Below are 18532 nucleotides of genomic sequence, written 5' to 3'. Positions count from 1 at the left end.
AGGACCGTGTCGGATGCCACGGTGTCCGCCTGATTCCCGGATCGTCTAATCGGCAGGACAAGTGGTTTTGGTCCACTTTGTAGGGGTTCGAGTCCTCTTCCGGGAGCTTTTCGGCTCGCCCTCCCGAAAGCCCCCCTGGAAGAGAGCTCAGGGCGGCCAGGTATCCTCACGGTGTCGGGAGGGTTGCGGTGCGATAGCCCGCATATGACCCTGAGACCGTCCAGCCACAGGGAGCCTCAGTCCGTGAGTGTGCCGCGCCCGGCCGCCGTCATCGTCCTCGCCGCCGGCGAGGGCACCCGGATGAAGAGCCAGACCCCGAAAGTCCTGCATGAGTTGTGCGGCCGAGCCTTGGTCGACCACATGCTCTCCGCCGCCAGGGACCTCGGTCCCGAGCGGCTCATCGTCGTCATCGGCCACGCGCTGGAGCGAGTCGGCGCCCACCTGGCCGAGACCAGCCCGGACGCGCGCGCCGTCGTCCAGCACGAGCAGCGCGGCACCGGTCACGCGGTCCGCACCGTGCTGGAGGAGACCGGCACCATCACCGGCACCGTCCTGGTCACCTACGGAGACGTGCCGCTGCTGCGCACCGAGACCATGGCCGAGTTGCTCCAGCGGCACGAGTCCGACGGCAACGCGGTCACCGTGCTCACGGCCGAGGTGCCCGACCCCACCGGCTACGGGCGCATCATCCGCGACGACGGCGGGGCCGTGCTGGAGATCGTCGAGGACAAGGACGCCAGCCCCGGCCAGCGGGCCGTCAAGGAGATGAACTCCGGCATCTACGCCTTCGACGGCGAGCTCCTGGCCGACGCCGTCAAGCGCGTCTCCAGCGACAACGCCCAGGGCGAGGAGTATCTCACCGACGTGCTGTCGATCCTGCGCGGCGACGGTCACCGCGTCGGCGCGCACGTCGCCGGCGACTACGCCGAGGTCGAGGGCGTCAACGACCGGGTCCAGCTGGCCTTCGCCCGCAAGGTGCTCAACCAGCGGCTGCTGGAGCGGCACATGCGCGGCGGGGTCACCGTCGTCGACCCCGGCAGCACCTGGATCGACGTGGGCGTGCGGATCGAGCCCGACGCCGTCATCCACCCCGGCACGCAGCTGCACGGCCGCACCGTGGTCGAGGCCGGCGCCGAGATCGGCCCCGCCACCACGCTGACCGACACCCTCGTCGGCGCGGGCGCCGTGGTGCGCAACGCCGTCGCCGACGGCGCCGAGATCGGCCCGCAGGCCAGCGTCGGCCCCTATGCCTACCTGCGCCCCGGCACCGTCCTCGGCCGCAGCGCCAAGGCCGGCACCTTCGTCGAGATGAAGAACTCCCAGGTCGGCGAGCGCTCCAAGGTGCCCCACCTGACCTACGCGGGAGACGCCACGATCGGCGACGACGTCAACATCGGCGCCGCCGTGGTCTTCGTCAACTACGACGGAGTCACCAAGAGTCGCACCACGGTCGGCGACGGCGCGTTCGTCGGCTGCGACACCATGCTCATCGCCCCGGTGACGATCGGAGACGGCGCCTACACGGCCGCCGGCTCCGTCATCGACGGCGATGTGCCGCCCGGCGCCATCGGGGTGGCCAGAGCGCGTCAGCGCAACATCGAAAAGTGGGTCTTGCGCAGGCGCGCGGGCACCAAATCAGCCGCGGCCGCCGAGCGGGCGCTGGCTGAGCAAGAACAGCGGGAGAGTGGCACATGACCGAGCTCGCCGAGGTCATCGGTACAGACAGCGGGTCCGTGGAGGACGTCTCATGACAAGCCTCAAGCAACCGGGTGAGAAAGCTCTCATGCTCTTCTCCGGCCGGGCCTATCCCGAACTGGCCGAGGAGGTCGCCGAGCACCTCGGCGTCTCCCTGACGCCCACCAAACTGATCGACTTCGCCAACGGCGAGATCTACGCCCGCTACCTCGAATCCGTCCGCGGTTGCGACGCCTTCGTGCTCCAGAGCCACACCGGTCCGATCAACCAGTGGATCATGGAACAGCTCATCATGGTCGACGCGCTCAAGCGGGCCTCCGCCAAGCGCATCACCGTGGTCATGCCGTTCTTCGGCTACGCCAGGCAGGACAAGAAGGGCCGGGGCCGCGAGCCGATCACGGCCAGGCTGATGGCCGACCTGTTCAAGACCGCGGGCGCCGACCGGCTCATGTCGATCGACCTGCACACCTCGCAGATCCAGGGCTTCTTCGACGGACCGGTCGACCACCTGTTCGCCATGCCGGTGCTGGAGAACTATCTGAAGAACCGGCTCGACCTGGCCAACACCACCATCGTCTCGCCCGACACCGGCCGGGTGCGCCTGTCGGAGCGCTGGGCCGACACGCTCGGCACCCCGCTGGCCTTCATCCACAAGAGGCGCGACCTCGACGTGGCCAACTCCGTGAAGGTCAACGAGGTCGTCGGCAAGGTACGCGGCCGCACCTGCGTGCTGATCGACGACATGATCGACACGGCCGGCACCATCTGCAAGGCCGCCGACGCCCTCTACGACCAGGGCGCCACCAACGTGATCACGGCCGCCACGCACGCGGTGTTCTCCGACCCGGCGGTCGACCGGCTGAAGAACTCCCGGATCTCCGAGGTCATCGTCACCAACACGCTGCCGTTGCCGGAGGAGAGCCGCTTCGACAAGCTGACCGTGCTGTCGATCGCCCCGCTCATCGCCCGAGCCATCACCGAGGTGTTCACCGACGGCTCCGTCACCAGCATGTTCGAGGGTGACACCTGAGCTGCGCCGGCGCTGTAGACTGGCCCGGTTGCGCTCGTAACGCCTTCCGCTAGGGCGGGTGAGGGGGAGCGCAAAATCCGATCTTCCGCATCCCTAGGAGATGTCGTGTCCGAAGTACGTATCACCGCTGAGTCGCGCACCGTGTTCGGCAAGGGCGCAGCCCGCAAGATCCGCCGCTCCGACAAGGTGCCCGCCGTCCTCTACGGGCACGGCACCGACACCAAGCACCTGACCCTGCCGGGTCACGAGGTCCTCCTCGCGCTGCGCACGCCCAACGTGCTGATCCGCCTGGCCGGTGACGGCATCGACGAGCTGGCGCTGCCCAAGGGCGTCCAGCGCGACCCGATCCGGGGCTTCATCGAGCACGTCGACCTGCTCCTGGTCCGGCGCGGCGAGAAGGTCACCGTCGAGATCCCTGTCACCACGGTCGGCGACGTCAACTCCGAGGGCCTGCTCGACCAGCAGCTCGTGTCCGTCTCCGTGGAGACCGAGGCCACGCACATCCCGACCGGCATCGAGGTCGACGTCGACGGGCTGACCGTCGGCACCGTCATCACCGCCGCTCAGCTTTCCCTCCCGGAGGGCACCACCCTCGCCGCCGACGCGGAGGCCGTGATCCTCCAGGTCATCGGCAAGCCGACCGAGGCTCCGGCCGAGGCCGAAGAGGGTGCCGAGGACGGCGCCGCCGAGGCCGCCGAGTAATTCGTCGCGATCACGGGACAGCCGGCACCGCGCCGGCTGTCCCGTTCCGCGCTTGAGGGGAGCACATGGACCGCTGGCTGATCGCCGGGCTCGGCAACCCGGGGCCCGAATACGCGGGTAACAGGCACAATGCGGGCTTCATGGTGCTCGACGAGCTGGCCGCCAGGGCGAGCGGGCGGTTCAAGGCGCACCGCAGCCGCTCGGAGGTGCTCGAGACCCGGGCCGCCGTGCTCGCCAAGCCGCTGACGTACATGAACCTGTCCGGCGGGCCGGTCAAGGCCCTCGCCGACTTCTACAAGATCGGCCCCGAGCGGCTGATCGTGGTCCACGACGAGCTCGACGTCCCCTACGGCGCGCTGCGCGCCAAGCTGGGCGGCGGCGACAACGGCCACAACGGGCTCAAGTCGATCACCAAGGTGCTCGGCACCCGCGACTACCTGCGCGTCCGCTTCGGCATCGGCAGGCCGCCCGGCCGGATGGACCCCGCCTCCTTCGTCCTGAAGGACTTCGCCACCGCCGAGCGTAAAGACCTGGCGTTCCTGGTCGACCGGGCCGCCGACGTGGTCGAATCGCTGATGGAACGCGGCCTCGAAGCCACTCAGAACGACTTCCATCGCGCCGATCTGAACATTTCCGGCCCTCCACGCTGACCTCCGCATAGGGCCGTTCGCGGGTTCCCTGTCGTCGCCGACCGCTACGATTTGGTGACTGTCTGTTCGCGATCGGTCACTCGGAGGCGTGTGTGCACGACGGACCCCACGGTGAGGCGCTGCTGGCCCTCGTCGGATCCGGTCCCGAGGTGGCCTGGCGCGTCGGCCCGCGCGTGCCCTGCTGGGTGCGCGCCTACAAGATCCAGGCCTTGGCGGCCGACCTGCTCGCCGCGAGCGCGGGTTCGGCCGCCGCCTTCGTGTTCAGGTTCGGCGAGGTCACCGCACACGCCGCCCCCTATCTGGTGGCGAGCGTGGTGCTGCCGCTGGTGTGGATCTGCGCGGTCGCGCTCAACAGGGCCTACGAGCCCCGGCTGATCGGCGTCGGCTCAGAGGAGTTCCGCCGGATCGTGCAGTGCGGCGTCGCGCTGACCGCCGCGCTCGCCATCGGCTCCTACGTGACCAAGACCGACATCGCCCGCGGCTACGTGGTGCTCGCCCTGCCGCTGGTCACACTCCTCACCCTGGTGCTCAGACACTGCCTGCGCCGCTCGCTGCACCGGCGCCGGGCGCGCGGCGCGTGCATGCGCAAGGTCGTGGCGGTCGGCCACGCCGCCTCGGTGGACGAGCTCGTCCGGCTCTTCCGCAAGGAGCGCCATCACGGCATGGAGGTCGTGGCGGCCTGCCTGCCCGACGAGGCTCCCCAGGGCAGCGTGGCCGGGGTGCCCGTGTTCGGCCACTTCAGCGACGTGCCCCTGGTCGTCGACCAGGTCCGGGCCGACACCGTGGCCGTGCTCGCCTGCCCCGAGATGGACGGCCTGGCGCTGCGCCGACTGGCCTGGCGGCTGGAGGCCACGCATACCGAGCTGGTGGTGGCACCCGCGCTGATGGACGTCGCCGGGCCGCGCACCACCATCAGGCCCGCCGCCGGGCTGCCGCTGCTGCATGTCGAGCACCCCGAGCTGACGGGCGCCCGCCAGCTCGTCAAGAACGTCTTCGACCGGCTGGTCGCGCTCTCCTTGCTGGTGCTGCTGTCCCCGCTGCTGACCGCGCTGGCCATCGCCGTCCGCGCGACCAGCCCGGGGCCCGCGCTGTTCAGGCAGACCAGGGTCGGCAGAGACGGCGAGCTTTTCACCATTGTGAAATTCCGCACTATGCGGCGCGGCTCCGAACGCCAGAAGATCACCCTCGTCAGCGACCGCGACGGGCCCCTGTTCAAGATCCGCAACGACCCGCGTGTGACCCCGCTCGGCGCGTTCATGCGCCGTCACTCACTCGACGAGCTGCCTCAGCTCATCAACGTCACCCTCGGCCACATGTCGCTGGTCGGGCCGCGCCCGCCGCTGCCCGAAGAGGTCGCCCGCTACGGCGACGACGTGCGCCGGCGGCTCCTCGTCCGGCCCGGCCTGACCGGTCTGTGGCAGGTGAACGGCAGGTCGGATCTGTCCTGGGAGGAATCCGTCCGGCTGGACCTGCGTTACGTGGAGAACTGGACCCTCATGCTGGACCTGCAGATCCTGTGGAAGACTTGGTCGGCCGTCGCCCGCGGGCAAGGAGCTTATTGATGACGATTCGTGACGACCACGCCCTGGCTGCCGACCTGGCCACCGAGGCGGGGGAGCACCTGCTGCAGGTCCGACGGCGGGAGGGTTTCGCCGACCCGGCCGTCCTGCGATCCGCCGGGGACCGTGCCGCGCACGTACTGCTGATGGAGTCGCTCGCCAGGCTGAGGCCCTCCGACAGCGTGCTGTCGGAGGAGGCCACCCGCGAGGAGCGGATGGATCCGCGCCGGCAGAGCGCGGATCGGGTGTGGATCGTCGACCCGCTCGACGGCACCCGTGAGTTCTCCGAGGAGGGCAGGTCCGACTGGGCCGTCCACGTGGCGCTGTGGGAGCGGGGAGTGCTCGCCGCCGGGGCCGTGGCGCTGCCCGCGCAGGGGCGCACGCTGACCACCGTCGAGCCGCCCAAGCTGCCCGCCTACGACGGAGGCAGGTTCCGCATCGCGGTGAGCCGCACCCGGCCGCCGGAGTTCGTGCAGAAGCTCGCCTATCTCGTCGGCGCCGATCTGGTGCCGATCGGATCGGCGGGCGCGAAGATCTCCGCGGTGCTGACCGGAGAGGTCGAGGCGTACGTGCACGCGGGCGGTCAGTACGAGTGGGATTCGGCCGCGCCGGTCGCCGTGGCCCTCGCCGCGGGCGCCCACGCCAGCCGGATCGACGGCGCGAAGCTGACCTACAACCAAGTCGACCCCTCACTACCAGATATTCTGGTTTCCCTACCGGACTTGGCGTCAACTCTGCTCGCCGGGATCCGGGACCTGCATCGATAACCGCCGGAGGAGAGCCCTCATGCTCCAGCGCGACTACACCACGTCGCAGCTCGACGTCCTCGAAGCCGAGGCCATCCACATCATGCGCGAGGTGGCGGCCGAGTTCGAGCGTCCCTGTCTGCTCTTCTCCGGCGGTAAGGATTCCATCGTCATGCTCCGCATCGCGGAGAAGGCGTTCTGGCCCGCCGCCATCCCGTTCCCGCTCATGCACGTCGACACCGGGCACAACTTCGACGAGGTCATCGAGTTCCGCGACCGCCGCAGCGCCGAGCTCGGCGCCCGCCTGATCGTGGCCAGCGTGCAGAGCTCCATCGACGCCGGCCGCGTGGTGGAGCAGACCGGCCGCAGGGCCTCACGCAACCGCCTGCAGACGACCACGCTGCTCGACGCCATCGAGGAGCACGAGTTCGACGCGGTCTTCGGCGGCGCCAGGCGCGACGAGGAGAAGGCCAGGGCGAAGGAGCGGGTGTTCTCCTTCCGCGACGACTTCGGCCAGTGGGACCCGAAGAACCAGCGCCCCGAGCTGTGGAACCTCTACAACGCGCGGATCAGCAAGGGCGAGCACATCCGGGTCTTCCCGCTGTCCAACTGGACCGAGCTGGACATCTGGGACTACATCCGGCGGGAGGGCATCGAGATCCCCTCCATCTACTTCGCCCACACCCGCAAGGTCTTCGAGCGTGACGGCATGCTGCTGCCCGACGCCGACATCGTGCAGCGGGGCGACGATGAGCCGCTGTTCGAGTCCGTGGTGCGCTATCGCACGGTGGGTGACATGACCTGCACCGGAGCCGTGCAGTCCAATGCCGCGACGGTCGAGGAGATCATCGAGGAGATCGCGGCGACCCGGATCACCGAGCGCGGGGCCACCAGGGCCGACGACCGTGCCTCGGAGGCCGCCATGGAGGATCGCAAGCGGGAAGGCTACTTCTAAACCGATGGACATTCTGCGTTTCGCCACGGCGGGAAGCGTCGACGACGGCAAGTCCACCCTCATCGGGCGGCTCCTGTTCGACTCCAAGGCGATCTTCGAAGACCAGCTGGAGGCCGTCGAGCGCACCTCGCGCGACCGCGGCACCGAGTACACCGACCTGTCGCTGCTCACCGACGGCCTGCGGGCCGAGCGGGAGCAGGGCATCACCATCGACGTCGCCTACCGTTACTTCGCGACGCCGCGCCGCAAGTTCATCATCGCGGACACCCCCGGGCACATCCAGTACACCCGCAACATGGTCACCGGCGCCTCCACCGCCGACCTGGCCATCATCCTCATCGACGCGCGCAAGGGCGTGCTGGAGCAGTCACGCCGGCACGCCTTCCTCACCTCACTCCTGCGCGTCCCCCACCTGGTGCTGGCCGTCAACAAGATGGACCTGGTGGACTACTCCGAGGAGCGCTTCGACGAGATCCGCGAGGAGTTCACCGCCTTCGCGTCCAAGCTGAACGTGTCCGACCTCACGTTCATCCCCATCTCCGCGCTCAACGGCGACAACGTGGTGTCCCGCTCCGAGAACACCCCCTGGTACCAAGGCACCTCGCTGCTCCACCACCTGGAGAACGTGCACATCGCCTCCGACCGCAACCTGGTCGACGTGCGCTTCCCCGTCCAGTACGTCATCCGCCCCCAGCGGGCCACCGACCACGCCTTCCACGACTACCGCGGCTACGCCGGGCAGGTCGCGGGCGGGGTGCTCAAGCCGGGTGACGAAGTGGTGCACCTCCCATCCGGGCTGACGACCAGGATCGCCTCCATCGACACCTTCGACGGGCCGGTGGAGGAGGCGTTCCCGCCCATGTCGGTGACGCTCCGGTTCGAGGACGACCTCGACATCTCCCGGGGCGACATGATCGCCCGGCCCAACAACCAGCCGCAGGTCGCCCAGGACGTGGAGGCGATGGTCTGCTGGATGGCCGACGGCGTGAAGCTCACGCCCCGCTCCAAGCTGACCATCAAGCACACCACCCGCACGGCCAGGGCCCTGGTCCGCGACCTGCAGTACCGCCTCGACGTCAACACCCTGCACCGGGACGAGGAAGCGACGTCGCTCGGCCTCAACGAGATCGGCCGCGTCACGCTCCGGATCACCCAGCCGCTGTTCGTGGACGACTACGGGCGTAACCGGATGACGGGCGGCTTCATCCTGGTGGACGAGTCCACCAACGGGACGGTGGGCGCCGGCATGATCATGGACGTCCGCTGACCTTCCGGTGCCGGGTGCGTGGGCCGGGCCTGATGGGTTCTGGCTGGGTTGGCCGGGCCTGACGGGGTTGTGGTTGCGGATTCGTACCGAAAACATCTGTGCTGGTCGGTCCGGCCGATGTGCTCTGATGAGCACGTCGGCCGGACCTTTTTGAATTCCCGAGCCTGGCCTTCCTCCGCGCGGAGGCCGTACGGGCGCGTGCGGTTTTCCCGGCACGTGGCGTAACGCGGGTCTGAAGGTAGATCTCTTGGCGGTTCGGTGACCATGCGATTACTCTCCGCGCTAGCATCTCCACGTTCCGTGTTCGCGACGTGAGGGTTCACGCTTGTGACCGATCGTTCGACCGCTCCCCGTGTGATCTTCCTGGGCGGCCTCGGCCGTAGCGGCACCACTCTGCTCGAACGGCTTCTCGGCCAGTTGCCCGAGGTCGCGCCCCTCGGTGAGGTGGTGCACCTCTGGGAGCGCGGCGTCCTGGCCGACGAGCCGTGCGGCTGCGGCCGGCCGTTCACGACGTGCCCGTTCTGGCGCGGCGTCGGTGAGCGCGCCTTCGGCGGGTGGACGTCCATGCTGGCCGAGCGCGTCATGGCGCTACGCCATCGGGTCGACCGCACGCGCCGGTTGGCGCGCATCGCCCACGAGGACCTGCCGGAGTACGTACGCGCCTACCGCCGTGTCTACCAGGCGGCGGCCGACGCGGCCCAGGCCCGGACGGTGGTCGACTCCAGCAAGCACGCCTCGCTCGCCTACTGCCTGCTGGAGGCCGGGGTGAACGTGCACATCGTGCAGGTGGTCCGCGAGCCCCGGGCCGTCGCCCACTCCTGGCGCAGGACCGTGGCCCGCCCCGAGGACGGCAGGCCGATGACCCGCTGGGGCCCCGCCCGCACCGCCGTGCACTGGACGGCCCAGAACCTGGCCCTGGAGCTGCTGGCCGTCCGTGGCGCCCCCGTCACCCGCGTCCGCTACGAGGACCTGCTGACCGCGCCGCACGACACGCTGACGAACCTGGCTCAGGACCTCGGCTTCACGGCCCCGCGCCTGCCGTTCCTGCAGGGCACGACCGCCTACCTGACCACGGCGCACACCGCCTCGGGCAACCCGATGCGCTTCACCGCCGGGGCCGTCGAGCTGGCCAGGGACGACTCCTGGCTGCGCGGCCTGCCCCGGCACCACCGCGGCCTAGTGGCGGCCCTCACCTGGCCGCTCAGAGCCCGGTACGGCTACGGAAGGGACACCGCGTGACGCCTGCCTCGGTGGGCGTGGTGATCCCCACTCGCGGCGACCGCCCCGCCCACCTGCGCGCAGCCGTCGAAGCGGCCCTCACCCAGGACTACGAAGGCACCGTGACCGTAGCGGTGGTCGTCGACGGCGGTGACCACCGTGCCGTCGCCGACAGCCTTCACCCCATCCCTGTCGGTGCCGTTCTCCGGTCGGCCGTTGACGGTGGGGAGCGGCGTGTGGTCGCCGACCGTGTGCCGGGTGTGCGCGTGCTGGCCAATCGGCTCACTCCGGGGTTGCCGGGGGCCCGTAACACCGGCATCGCCGCCTGTGACACCGACCTGATCGCCTTCTGCGACGACGATGACGTGTGGCTGCCCGGCAAGCTCGCCGCTCAGACGCGGCTGCTCGCCGACGCGGGCGCCGAGTTCGCCAGCTGCGGCATCGAGGTCGAGTACGGGGGGCGGCGGGTGCCGAGGCTGGCCGGGACCCGACGGGTCACCGCCGCCGACCTGGTGCGCTCGCGCATGGTGATGGTGCACTCGTCGACGTTCCTGTTCAGACGTGGCACGGTCTGGGTGGACGAGAGCGCCCCCAGCGGCCAGAACGAGGACTGGGACCTCGCGCTCCGCGCCGCCAAGCGACACCCGATCGCCAACGCCGACGAGCCGTTCGTCCGGGTCCGGTGGGGCGCGTCCCACTACGTCGCCCGATGGGCGGACCGTATCGCCGGGCTTGAGTGGATGCTCGCCCGGCACCCCGAACTGGCCGTGGATCCGCGCGGCGCGGCACGGATCTACGGTCAGCTCGCCTTCGGCCACGCCGCCCTGGGGCACCGCCGTGACGCGGGCCGCTGGGCCGCCCGCACCTTCGCCGCCCGCCTCGGCGAGCCCCGCGCGCCCATCGCCCTGGCCGTGGCCGCGGGCCTGATCCCCGCCTCCACCGTCCTGGCCCTGCTCCACCAGCGCGGGCACGGCATCTGATGATCCCGGCTCCAACGAACCCCACAGAAGACCTGTCCGGCAAGGCGTACGGCCAGGGGACGCTTGGGCGTGCGGTGAGGGGGATGGCGAGGCGTACGGCCAGGGGACGCCAGGGCGTGCGGTGAGGGGGAGGGCGCGGTGAAGAGCAAGGGGGATGGTGGGGTGGGTTGTAGGGCGGCGCGGGTGGTGGTCGGGGGGGTTGGGTTTGATCCGGTGACCGAGGGTGAGGTGGCCGGGTGGGTGGAGGGTGAGCTGGCCGCCGGTAGGGGTGGGCACATCGTGACCCCGAACGTGGACATCTGCCGGGCCGTGGCCGGGGACGCCGCGCTGCGGGAGCTGGTGAACGGGGCTGAGGTGGTGGTGGCTGACGGGATGCCGCTGGTGTGGGCGTCACGGCTGCTGGGGACGCCGGTGCCCGAGCGGGTCACGGGGGCGGACCTGATCTGGTCGCTGAGCGATCGGGCCGCTCGGTGCGGGTGGCCCGTCTATCTGCTCGGCGGCCCGCCCGGTGTCGCCGCGGCGGCCGCCGCCGAGCTGGCGAGCCGCCATCCAGGGCTGCGGGTCTGCGGGGTGGACGCGCCGCCGTACGGGTTCGACGCGACCGCGCGAGGCAGGCGGCGGGCGCGGCGGAAGGTCGTGGAGGCGCGGCCGAGCCTGGTGTTCGTGGGGCTCGGGTTCCCCCGGCAGGATCTGCTCATCGGCGAGCTGCGTCGGGAGCTGCCCGGAGCCTGGTTCGTGGGGTGCGGGGCGGCGATCGGGTTCGCCGCCGGCACGGTGTCACGGGCGCCCGGGTGGATGCGCGGGGCGGGGCTGGAGTGGCTGTTCCGGCTGGCCTGTGAGCCCGGCCGGCTGGCCAGGCGCTATCTGGTGGACGGCGTGCCCTTCGCGCTGCGCCTGCTGCTCTCCTCGGCGGTCACCCGCCTGCGCCTCAGCGGGGCGGCGGGTCGGCGGTCAGCGCTCTGATCCTGTCGATCTCGTCCTGGGTGAGGCCCCGGGCGCCCGCTTGCAGGGCCGCCCGCGAGTTCATCGGTCGGTAGCCGGTGCGCGACAGTCCTGACCAGGCGAATCCCCGGTCCCGCCCGCCGGGGGCGGTGCACGCCTCCATGACGCGCTCCTCGGCGGCCGGGGTCCAGGTCAGACCGGCGTACTCGTACAGGCGCTTGAAGCCCGTCCGGGGGTCGGCGGCGAGATCGTCGTAGGACGTGACCAGGATGCCGGAGGTGCGGGCGAGGATCTCCCGCGTCACCCGCCACAGCGCCGCCGCCTTGGCGACCCGGTCCTGGGAGCCGACCAGGACGCGCAGCCGCAGCACCTGGGGATGGTCACGGACGAGCAGGGGCTGTTCGAGGAGCTCGTGGAAGTAGACCGTCCAGCCGAGCCGCTGCCAGCTCGCCACGAATGACACCGGGTCGCGGACGAGGGCGATCACCCTGCACCCCAGCCGCTCGGCGAACCAGCCCGCCGACAGCACCGCGAACGGGTCGTCCAGCAGCGCCCGCCGCCCCGCGAGGCGGCCCAGCGTGAAGGCCCCGCCGTAGCGGAGCATCCGCGCCAGGTCGTACGGGGAGCGGTTGGCCCGCAGTTCGGCTGCCCAGCGGTAGCGCAGCGCGACGGTGTCGCGGAAGGCGGGCAGCCAGGTGGGGGAGTTGTCGTCGCAGATGTACTGGAAGCGGTGGCGTACCTGGGCGCGCAGGACGCCGGGGCAGCGGCCGGGCGGGTGCTGCGGGTTGAGCGGCTCGTTGACGTAGATGAGCTCGCCACCGGCGGCCAGCATCTTGCCCACCCAGCTCGTGCCGCTCCTCGGCAGCCCGGTCACCAGCACCGGGGGACGGTCGTTCCTGCCGCTCGTGCCGTTCATGCTGTGGCCCAGGTGCGCAGGCGCAGCGCCGACAGGCTGTGGCGGCCGAAGGGGCGCAGGCCGTAGCGGCGGTGGAGCTGCCAGAGCGGCAGCGCGTTCTTGACCAGCACGCCGGCGGACCAGCCGAGCGCCGCGCCCAGCGCGCCGTGGGCCGGGACCAGCGCCAGGTCCAGCAGGACCGTGCAGGCGCAGGCCGCGACGAGGTTGCGCAGGCTGGCCGTGGTGTGGCCGGCGGCGGTCAGCACGACGTCGACCATGCCGGACGCGGTGGCCGCCATCATCGTGGCCGCCAGGACCAGCGCCACGGGCACCGCCGCGCCGTAGTCGTCGCCGAAGAGCCGCAGCAGCCAGGGGGCGGTCAGCGCGTAGGCGAGCCAGACGGGCCAGGTCAGCAGCACCAGCCACATGGTGGTCGCCTGATAGAGCTCCCTGGCCCCGGCCAGGTCGCCGTCGGCGAGCGTTCTGACCAGGCGTGGTTGTACGGCCCGCGCCAGGCCCTGGTTGGCGAGCTGGCCCACGATCTTGAAGCGGGTGGCGGCGGTGTAGACGGCCGCCTGCACCGGGCCGGCGAGCAGGGCGACGATCACGATGTCGAACCGCTGGAACACCGCCTGGATCGCCGCCGCCACCGATCTCGGGGCGGTGTGCCGCCACAGGTCCCGGCCGGCGCCGGGCAGGCAGGGCGTGCGGGGCGCGCGACCGCGCAGGGCCAGCGCCGCCAGCACGAGCACGGGCAGGTACGGCAGCGCCCACGCGACAGGCAGCGCCCACGCGGCGGCGACGGCCGGACCCGGGAGCCAGGGCGACGTGCCCGCCAGCGCCACGGCGCCCACCAGGACGAGCTGGCCCACCGGGAGCAGCACCCCGTCAAGCAGCACCGTGGGGCGCAGGGCGCCGAAGCCCCGGCCGGCGGCGAGCAGCACGTCGGCCACGGCCATGACCGGCAGGGCCAGGGCCACGGGGCCGAGCCATGGGTACAGCAGCACGCCGACGACCGTCGCGGCCCCCGTGACCGGCACCAGGGCCGCCCGGATATATCCCGAAATACCGTGATATTCGTGGGCGCTGGCTCGGGCGATGAAGTACACCAGCCCGTTGCCCGCGTCCAGCTTCACGATCCCGGCGGCCATCAGCACCAGCGCGGTCACCGTGAAGAACGCGCCCGCCTGCCCGGCAGGGAAGGCCCTGGTGACGACCACGACGAGAGCGAACTGGGCCAGCGCGGCCACCACCGCCCCCGTCAGCCCGGCCACCCCACCCCGAGCCACCCGCCCGAGCGCCGCCCGCCGCTGGGTCAACTCCGCCATGATGGCTCACCGCCCAGCCAGCTCACCAGGCGGGTGTCGTACGCCTCGAAGTGGTCGCGCAGACTCCGGCGGAGAGAGTTCGGCAGTGGCCTGGGCAGCGGCCGGCCGTTGTGCCGTTCGAACGCCGGCTCGCCCAGCGGGGGCACCCCCAGGAAGTCCAGCACCCGGTCGTAGGCCTGCCGGGGGTCGGCGAAGAAGCGGTGACTGTCGAGGACCAGGATCCGCTCCCGCCCCAACAGCGGCTCCAGCCGGTCGAGCTGATCGGCGTAGCGCCCGCGCGCCAGGTAGCCGTGGTGGCGGTGGGAGTGGTGCGCGGCGTGCGGCCGGGCCCGCAGGCTCTCCTCGGCCCCCGCGAGCCGCCCGGCCTCCAGCTCCAGCGCGTGCTCGAAGTCGGGCTCCGTCTCGAAGCCTCTGGCCAGCTCGTGGGCGTGCGCGGAGCAGGCCCGCTCGACCGGGTCGCGCACCAGCACGATCAGCTTCACCCCCGGCAGGTCGGCGGCGATCCGCTCCCCGGCCAGCGGATGGAACAGGTAGTACGGCGCGGACTCGAACGCCTGTGGCGCGCTGCCGTGCCGCCGGGCGAGCAGCGCCGCGCCCACCCGGAGCGGGAAGTGCGCCCGGTACCAGGCGGGCCCTCGCCAGTAGGCGGCGTCGAAGTAGTGGACCCCCTTGTGCAGCACCGGTTTGAGCAACAGGGGGTGCTGCGCGAGCGCCCGGTAGAGCGAGGTGGTGCCGCACCGCTGCGCCCCGGCGATCAGGAACGACGGCAGGATCCGCGCCCCGGAGGTGATCCGTCCGGTGGTGCGCGACACGGACAGCGCCGATCGCTTCATGGCCTTCACGTCAGCGACTCCTGGTGGTCGACGACCGGGCTGAGCCAGCGGCTCGGCGGGCCGAGGGGTTCGTGGCCGTCGGCGGCGTGCCGGTCGGCCAGCGCGATGAGGTAGTGCAGCGCGGTCTGCCTGGCCTGCGCGGCCGACAGCCCGAGCGGCGCGAGGGTCCGCACCGCCTGGGCGAGGCAGGCGCGCGCGGCGGTCGGCGGGTCCATGCGGCGCAGCGCCCGCTGGAAGAAGTGGTGCACCGCGTCGAACCCGTAGGGGACGCCGGTCGCGTAGCGTTCCCAGTCCCATACGAGCAGCCGCCCGTCGGCTGACGGCGAGACGTTCCACGGGGACAGGTCGCCGTGCCAGGCCGCGCCGTCGGGGCCGCCCGTGGCCGCGATCTCCTTGACGGCCCTGACCAGCAGCGGGCCGGGCACCCGGCGGCGGCGGACGGGCAGCGGCGACAGGGCGAGCAGGCTGAGGCCGCGCCAGTCGCCGTGGTGGAGCACGGTGGGTGGGACGACGGTCTTGAGCGGTCGTCCGGCCAGTTCGCGCAGTGCGGCGGCCTCGTTGTCGATCAGCGTGCGGGCCCGGTCGGTGTCGCCCACCTTGACGAAGGCCAGGCGGGCGCCGTCGCTGTGCACCTCCAGGACGGGCTTGCGGTTGGCCCGGCGCGCCGGGCGCACGCGCAGGACGGTCTCCACCGGCACGCCGAAGACCTCGCCTAGATGGGCCGAGATCGACCCGTCGATGGGCAGCAGGATGCGCGGCCCGGCCAGCCGGTGCCACCAGCGGCGCGGCGCCAGCCGGCGAGGCAGCCGCGCGTGCGGGAGCAGCGTGTGGGCGCGCGGATCGCCCTGGCCGGGATAGAGGAGCCGGAGCGTGTCGCCGAGGTAGCTGAGCCTGATGTCGGTGTCGGTCATGCGGGATTTCTCCACAGGAGCGCGAAGGAGATGAAGTAGAGGCTGAGCGGCGTGACCAGGCCGTCGTAGACGAACATGTAGAGCAGCACCAGGCCCATCACCAGCACTCCGGCGAGCCCGATCGGGGTCCTGTCGGTCCAGTGGCGGCGGATCGCGCCGACGAAGAAGGCCACGTAGAGCGCCGCCCCCACGAAGCCCTGCGTGATGAGCATCAGCCAGAGCTGGCCGTCGCCGCCCAGCGGGGGATGGCCGCAGCCGGGGCACCAGCCGGTCTTGCCGGTGGTGATCGTGCGGTGGTTGCCCGTGGCGTTGCGGGTGTTGCCGAAGCCGATGACGGGCGAGTGGGTCGCGGCTTCGATCGTGGCCGACACGGTGAAGGCCCGGATGCCGTTGGAGTGGGGGTTGTCCAGCCGCTGCACGACGAGCGGGGCGAGCGGGCTGAGCGCGAACACCAGCGCCCCCGTCGCCGCCGCCGCGCAGAGGGTGATCCTGGTCCTGCCGCCCACCCGGACGATCAGGTAGCCGACGGCCAGCCCGAGGCCGATCCACAGGCCCCGGTTGAGCGAGTAGGCGATCGGGACGGCCGCCAGGGCGATCACCACCACGGCCAGCGCCTTACGGCCGCGAGAGCCGTACACCCACCAGCCGACCACGAACCAGACGAGCAGCACCGACACGTTGCTGCCCCACGCGTTGGCCCACTCGAACGGCGCCTCCGGCCGGGGCGAGGCGTAGCCGAGCACCTTCTGGGTCTGCGCGGCGGTGGGGTGGATCAGGTTCTGGACGAACGAGTTGTCGGCCAGCCAGCCGGGCAGGACCAGCTCCACCGGCGAGGTGAAGGAGAAGCCGGGAGCCAGCACGCCGAGCAGCCCGCCCGCCACGGTGGTGATGAACAGCACGCCGAGCATCCGTACGAGCCGGAGCTGCGGCAACTCGCGCTCGGTGAGGTTGCCGAGGTAGAGGACCATGGTCAGCAGCGACAGGTAGAGCGTCAGGCGCATGGAGTAGCCGACGAGCCGGCCCAGGCCGAGCTCGCCGTAGGTGCCGGGCGGCATCTCCCCCAGCATCAATCCGCTCACCAGGTAGCCGGCGAGCAGCAGCAGCCACAGCCCGAACCCGCGCGGCACCCGGATCGGCCGGCGCCGCCACAGGATGATCCCCATGGGCACGGCCAGCACGACCACCGACAGTCCGCCGAAGCCGAGCGCCCACCAGACGGGATAACCGAGCAGCAGCGCGGCGATGGGCCACGCGGGCCCTGTCACGCCTGCTTGCCCGGCGGCTGCTGGAGCGCGTGCAGGGGCGTGGTCTCGGCACTCGCGGGCGGCTCGGGCTCGCCGCTGGCGACCAGCTTGCCCAGCGACGTGTGCTGGGGAGCGTAGGGGGCGGGCGTCAGGTCCGTGGTGATCACCGCGCCGATGATCGGCACGTTGTGCCGGCTGAGGTGCCGTACGGTGGCCGCGACCTGGACGGAGGTCGCCCGGCCCAGCCCGATCAGCAGCAGGGCCGCGTCAGCCCTGGCCAGGTCGCTCACGTCCGCGCCGCTCAGCACCGACAACGGCGCGCTGGTGGCCAGCGGGGCGGTCACCCGGGAGGAGCCGAGCTCGGCCGGGACGGACCTGACCAGCAGTCGCTTGCCCGGGCAGGCGGCGAGCACGGCGGAAGCCAGGTCGTGCAGCGCGGCGGGGTCGCGCGGGTGTGACAGGTCGGCCAGGGCGGGCAGCCCGGTGAGCCGCTCGACGTCGGCGCCGCTGCGCAGCCGGGTGTCGAGCCGGTCGCGCAGCGCCGCCGCGGCGGCCCCCAGCAGTAGGCCCGCCATGAGCCCGGAGCCGAGGTACAGCGGCAGGGTGGGGGAGCTCGGCGCGGGCGGCGCGACGGCCGGGCTGATGACCGATCCGGGGGTCACGGCGAGAGTCCTGAGCGCGTCGTACTTGAGCGTGAGGCTGTTGGCCTGCCGGTTGAGCACGCCCTGCCGGTGGGTGGCGAGCGTGTGCGCGGCGGTGCCCCTGGTCAGCCCGCCGAGCTGCTTGATCACCGCGCTGAGCGAGGTGTTGACGTGCTTGAGCTTGGCCAGCAGGAGCTTCTGCTGGGCGAGGATGGCGGCCTGCGCGCTCTCGGTGCGGTGGGCGAGGTAGGCCTCGGCGTAGGCCCGCGAGCCGGCGGCGGCGGCGGCCGGGTCGGCGGCGCTGTAGGAGATCGACAGGACGGACGAGTTGGGCGGGACCGTCACCTGGGCGGGCTCCAGGGCGGTGGCGCGCACCGCCTGGGCGGCCTTGGCCGCGACGACGGAGGACAGGGCGATCTGCGCCTCGGTGTCGAGGTTGAGGGGCTCGCGCTGGCGGGTGGTCACCTGGTTGACCTGCTCGGTGGTGCCCACGGGCGTGACGAGGACCTGGGTGGTCGCGGTGTAGGCGGGAGGGACGATCCGCAGCAGGGCCAGCCCCGTCGTGCCCCCGGCCAGCACGCAGCCGAGCAGGAGCAGCCAGCGCCTGCGGAGCAGCGAGAGGTGCTCTCCCAGGTCGGTGCCGGAGCGGTGGGCCGGGCGATCCGGCGACAGGCTCATGGAGGCGGGTCTCCCTGCAGTGAGTTGCGCGTTGTCGCCCTTCGGCGACTCTGCGTAACGTGCCGAGGTGTGCGCCCACTATAGGCGGGCCAGATATTACCCAGCCAGATTACCCAAGATTTTCTCTTGTACGACCAGCGAATCGTACCGCTATAAAGCGAGAAATCGGGATTTATTGGTGAGCCAGATGCCCCTCTGGCCTGCCCTGACTGCTACTCCGGCTGAAGTTCCCGCATGGGCGTGGCATGGTTCAGGTTG

Annotated in this window: 17 protein-coding genes and 1 tRNA gene; 12 read left to right on the top strand and 6 right to left on the bottom strand. The window is 71.5% G+C overall.

The features are described from left to right. Positions 1–34: 34 nt before the first annotated feature. The 12 genes from ACIBQX_RS34575 (at position 35) to ACIBQX_RS34520 (ending at position 11765) form a co-directional block, all read left to right on the top strand. Positions 35–106: transfer RNA gene (locus ACIBQX_RS34575), tRNA-Gln, on the top strand. A gap of 137 nt (positions 107–243) precedes the next feature. Beyond that, the gene (gene glmU, locus ACIBQX_RS34570; protein WP_397012042.1) at positions 244–1695 is read left to right on the top strand and encodes a bifunctional UDP-N-acetylglucosamine diphosphorylase/glucosamine-1-phosphate N-acetyltransferase GlmU; all 1452 of its coding nucleotides are present in this window, start codon (positions 244–246) and stop codon (positions 1693–1695) included. Positions 1696–1747: 52 nt separating this feature from the next. Then, positions 1748–2725, top strand: coding sequence for a ribose-phosphate diphosphokinase (locus tag ACIBQX_RS34565; protein ID WP_397012040.1), 978 nt, complete (start codon positions 1748–1750; stop codon positions 2723–2725). Between the two features lie 105 nt (positions 2726–2830). After that, entirely contained in the window at positions 2831–3427 is a 597-nt protein-coding gene (locus ACIBQX_RS34560; protein ID WP_397012038.1) for a 50S ribosomal protein L25/general stress protein Ctc, read from the top strand. 65 nt (positions 3428–3492) lie between these two features. After that, positions 3493–4077 (top strand): aminoacyl-tRNA hydrolase, encoded by a 585-nt coding sequence (pth, locus tag ACIBQX_RS34555; RefSeq protein ID WP_397012036.1) that lies wholly within the window; start codon positions 3493–3495, stop codon positions 4075–4077. Positions 4078–4226: 149 nt separating this feature from the next. Next, entirely contained in the window at positions 4227–5639 is a 1413-nt protein-coding gene (locus tag ACIBQX_RS34550; protein WP_397012236.1) for a sugar transferase, read from the top strand. After that, complete coding sequence (locus ACIBQX_RS34545; protein WP_397012034.1) at positions 5639–6403, top strand: 3'(2'),5'-bisphosphate nucleotidase CysQ; 765 nt, start codon at positions 5639–5641, stop codon at positions 6401–6403. The genes ACIBQX_RS34550 and ACIBQX_RS34545 overlap by 1 nt, the downstream gene beginning before the upstream one ends. A gap of 19 nt (positions 6404–6422) precedes the next feature. Next, positions 6423–7337 (top strand): sulfate adenylyltransferase subunit CysD, encoded by a 915-nt coding sequence (gene cysD, locus ACIBQX_RS34540; protein ID WP_397012032.1) that lies wholly within the window; start codon positions 6423–6425, stop codon positions 7335–7337. 4 nt (positions 7338–7341) lie between these two features. Next, positions 7342–8604: a sulfate adenylyltransferase subunit CysN gene (gene cysN, locus ACIBQX_RS34535; protein ID WP_397012030.1), complete on the top strand. Its 1263-nt coding sequence runs from the start codon at positions 7342–7344 to the stop codon at positions 8602–8604. Between the two features lie 327 nt (positions 8605–8931). Further along, entirely contained in the window at positions 8932–9843 is a 912-nt protein-coding gene (locus ACIBQX_RS34530; protein WP_397012028.1) for a sulfotransferase, read from the top strand. Next, positions 9840–10802: a glycosyltransferase family 2 protein gene (locus ACIBQX_RS34525; RefSeq protein ID WP_397012026.1), complete on the top strand. Its 963-nt coding sequence runs from the start codon at positions 9840–9842 to the stop codon at positions 10800–10802. Before ACIBQX_RS34530 ends, ACIBQX_RS34525 begins: the two co-directional genes overlap by 4 nt. Before the next feature lie 213 nt (positions 10803–11015). Continuing rightward, the gene (locus tag ACIBQX_RS34520) at positions 11016–11765 is read left to right on the top strand and encodes a WecB/TagA/CpsF family glycosyltransferase (RefSeq protein ID WP_397012024.1); all 750 of its coding nucleotides are present in this window, start codon (positions 11016–11018) and stop codon (positions 11763–11765) included. Here the strand turns inward: ACIBQX_RS34520 and ACIBQX_RS34515 are convergent. From ACIBQX_RS34515 to ACIBQX_RS34490, 6 genes are read right to left on the bottom strand one after another with little or no spacing between them, the layout of a single operon-like run. Continuing rightward, a complete protein-coding gene (locus ACIBQX_RS34515; protein ID WP_397012022.1) occupies positions 11731–12660 on the bottom strand; it encodes a sulfotransferase in 930 nt (309 codons plus the stop codon). The two genes, ACIBQX_RS34520 and ACIBQX_RS34515, sit on opposite strands and share 35 nt — an antisense overlap. After that, complete coding sequence (locus ACIBQX_RS34510; RefSeq protein WP_397012020.1) at positions 12657–13967, bottom strand: lipopolysaccharide biosynthesis protein; 1311 nt, start codon at positions 13965–13967, stop codon at positions 12657–12659. The genes ACIBQX_RS34515 and ACIBQX_RS34510 overlap by 4 nt, the downstream gene beginning before the upstream one ends. Next, positions 13955–14800, bottom strand: coding sequence for a sulfotransferase domain-containing protein (locus tag ACIBQX_RS34505; RefSeq protein ID WP_397012235.1), 846 nt, complete (start codon positions 14798–14800; stop codon positions 13955–13957). The genes ACIBQX_RS34510 and ACIBQX_RS34505 overlap by 13 nt, the downstream gene beginning before the upstream one ends. Positions 14801–14805: 5 nt before the next feature. Continuing rightward, the gene (locus ACIBQX_RS34500) at positions 14806–15711 is read right to left on the bottom strand and encodes a hypothetical protein (RefSeq protein ID WP_397012018.1); all 906 of its coding nucleotides are present in this window, start codon (positions 15709–15711) and stop codon (positions 14806–14808) included. After that, positions 15708–16976: a hypothetical protein gene (locus ACIBQX_RS34495; RefSeq protein WP_397012016.1), complete on the bottom strand. Its 1269-nt coding sequence runs from the start codon at positions 16974–16976 to the stop codon at positions 15708–15710. The genes ACIBQX_RS34500 and ACIBQX_RS34495 overlap by 4 nt, the downstream gene beginning before the upstream one ends. Next, entirely contained in the window at positions 16973–18274 is a 1302-nt protein-coding gene (locus tag ACIBQX_RS34490; RefSeq protein WP_397012014.1) for a Wzz/FepE/Etk N-terminal domain-containing protein, read from the bottom strand. Before ACIBQX_RS34490 ends, ACIBQX_RS34495 begins: the two co-directional genes overlap by 4 nt. Between the last annotated feature and the right edge of the window lie 258 nt (positions 18275–18532).

It is taken from the genome of Nonomuraea sp. NPDC049714 (genome assembly GCF_044465295.1).
Lineage (GTDB): Bacteria > Actinomycetota > Actinomycetes > Streptosporangiales > Streptosporangiaceae > Nonomuraea.
This window is presented reverse-complemented; position numbering and strand designations above follow the sequence as displayed.

Bases quoted from the DNA above. Each gene is read 5' to 3' on its own strand.
- ACIBQX_RS34500 (WP_397012018.1), bottom strand. From the start codon at position 15,711: ATGACCGACACCGACATCAGGCTCAGCTACCTCGGCGACACGCTCCGG.
- cysN (WP_397012030.1), top strand. From the start codon at position 7,342: ATGGACATTCTGCGTTTCGCCACGGCGGGAAGCGTCGACGACGGCAAG.
- ACIBQX_RS34515 (WP_397012022.1), bottom strand. From the start codon at position 12,660: ATGAACGGCACGAGCGGCAGGAACGACCGTCCCCCGGTGCTGGTGACC.
- cysD (WP_397012032.1), top strand. From the start codon at position 6,423: ATGCTCCAGCGCGACTACACCACGTCGCAGCTCGACGTCCTCGAAGCC.
- pth (WP_397012036.1), top strand. From the start codon at position 3,493: ATGGACCGCTGGCTGATCGCCGGGCTCGGCAACCCGGGGCCCGAATAC.
- ACIBQX_RS34490 (WP_397012014.1), bottom strand. From the start codon at position 18,274: ATGAGCCTGTCGCCGGATCGCCCGGCCCACCGCTCCGGCACCGACCTG.
- ACIBQX_RS34510 (WP_397012020.1), bottom strand. From the start codon at position 13,967: ATGGCGGAGTTGACCCAGCGGCGGGCGGCGCTCGGGCGGGTGGCTCGG.
- ACIBQX_RS34565 (WP_397012040.1), top strand. From the start codon at position 1,748: ATGACAAGCCTCAAGCAACCGGGTGAGAAAGCTCTCATGCTCTTCTCC.
- ACIBQX_RS34505 (WP_397012235.1), bottom strand. From the start codon at position 14,800: ATGAAGCGATCGGCGCTGTCCGTGTCGCGCACCACCGGACGGATCACC.
- ACIBQX_RS34545 (WP_397012034.1), top strand. From the start codon at position 5,639: ATGACGATTCGTGACGACCACGCCCTGGCTGCCGACCTGGCCACCGAG.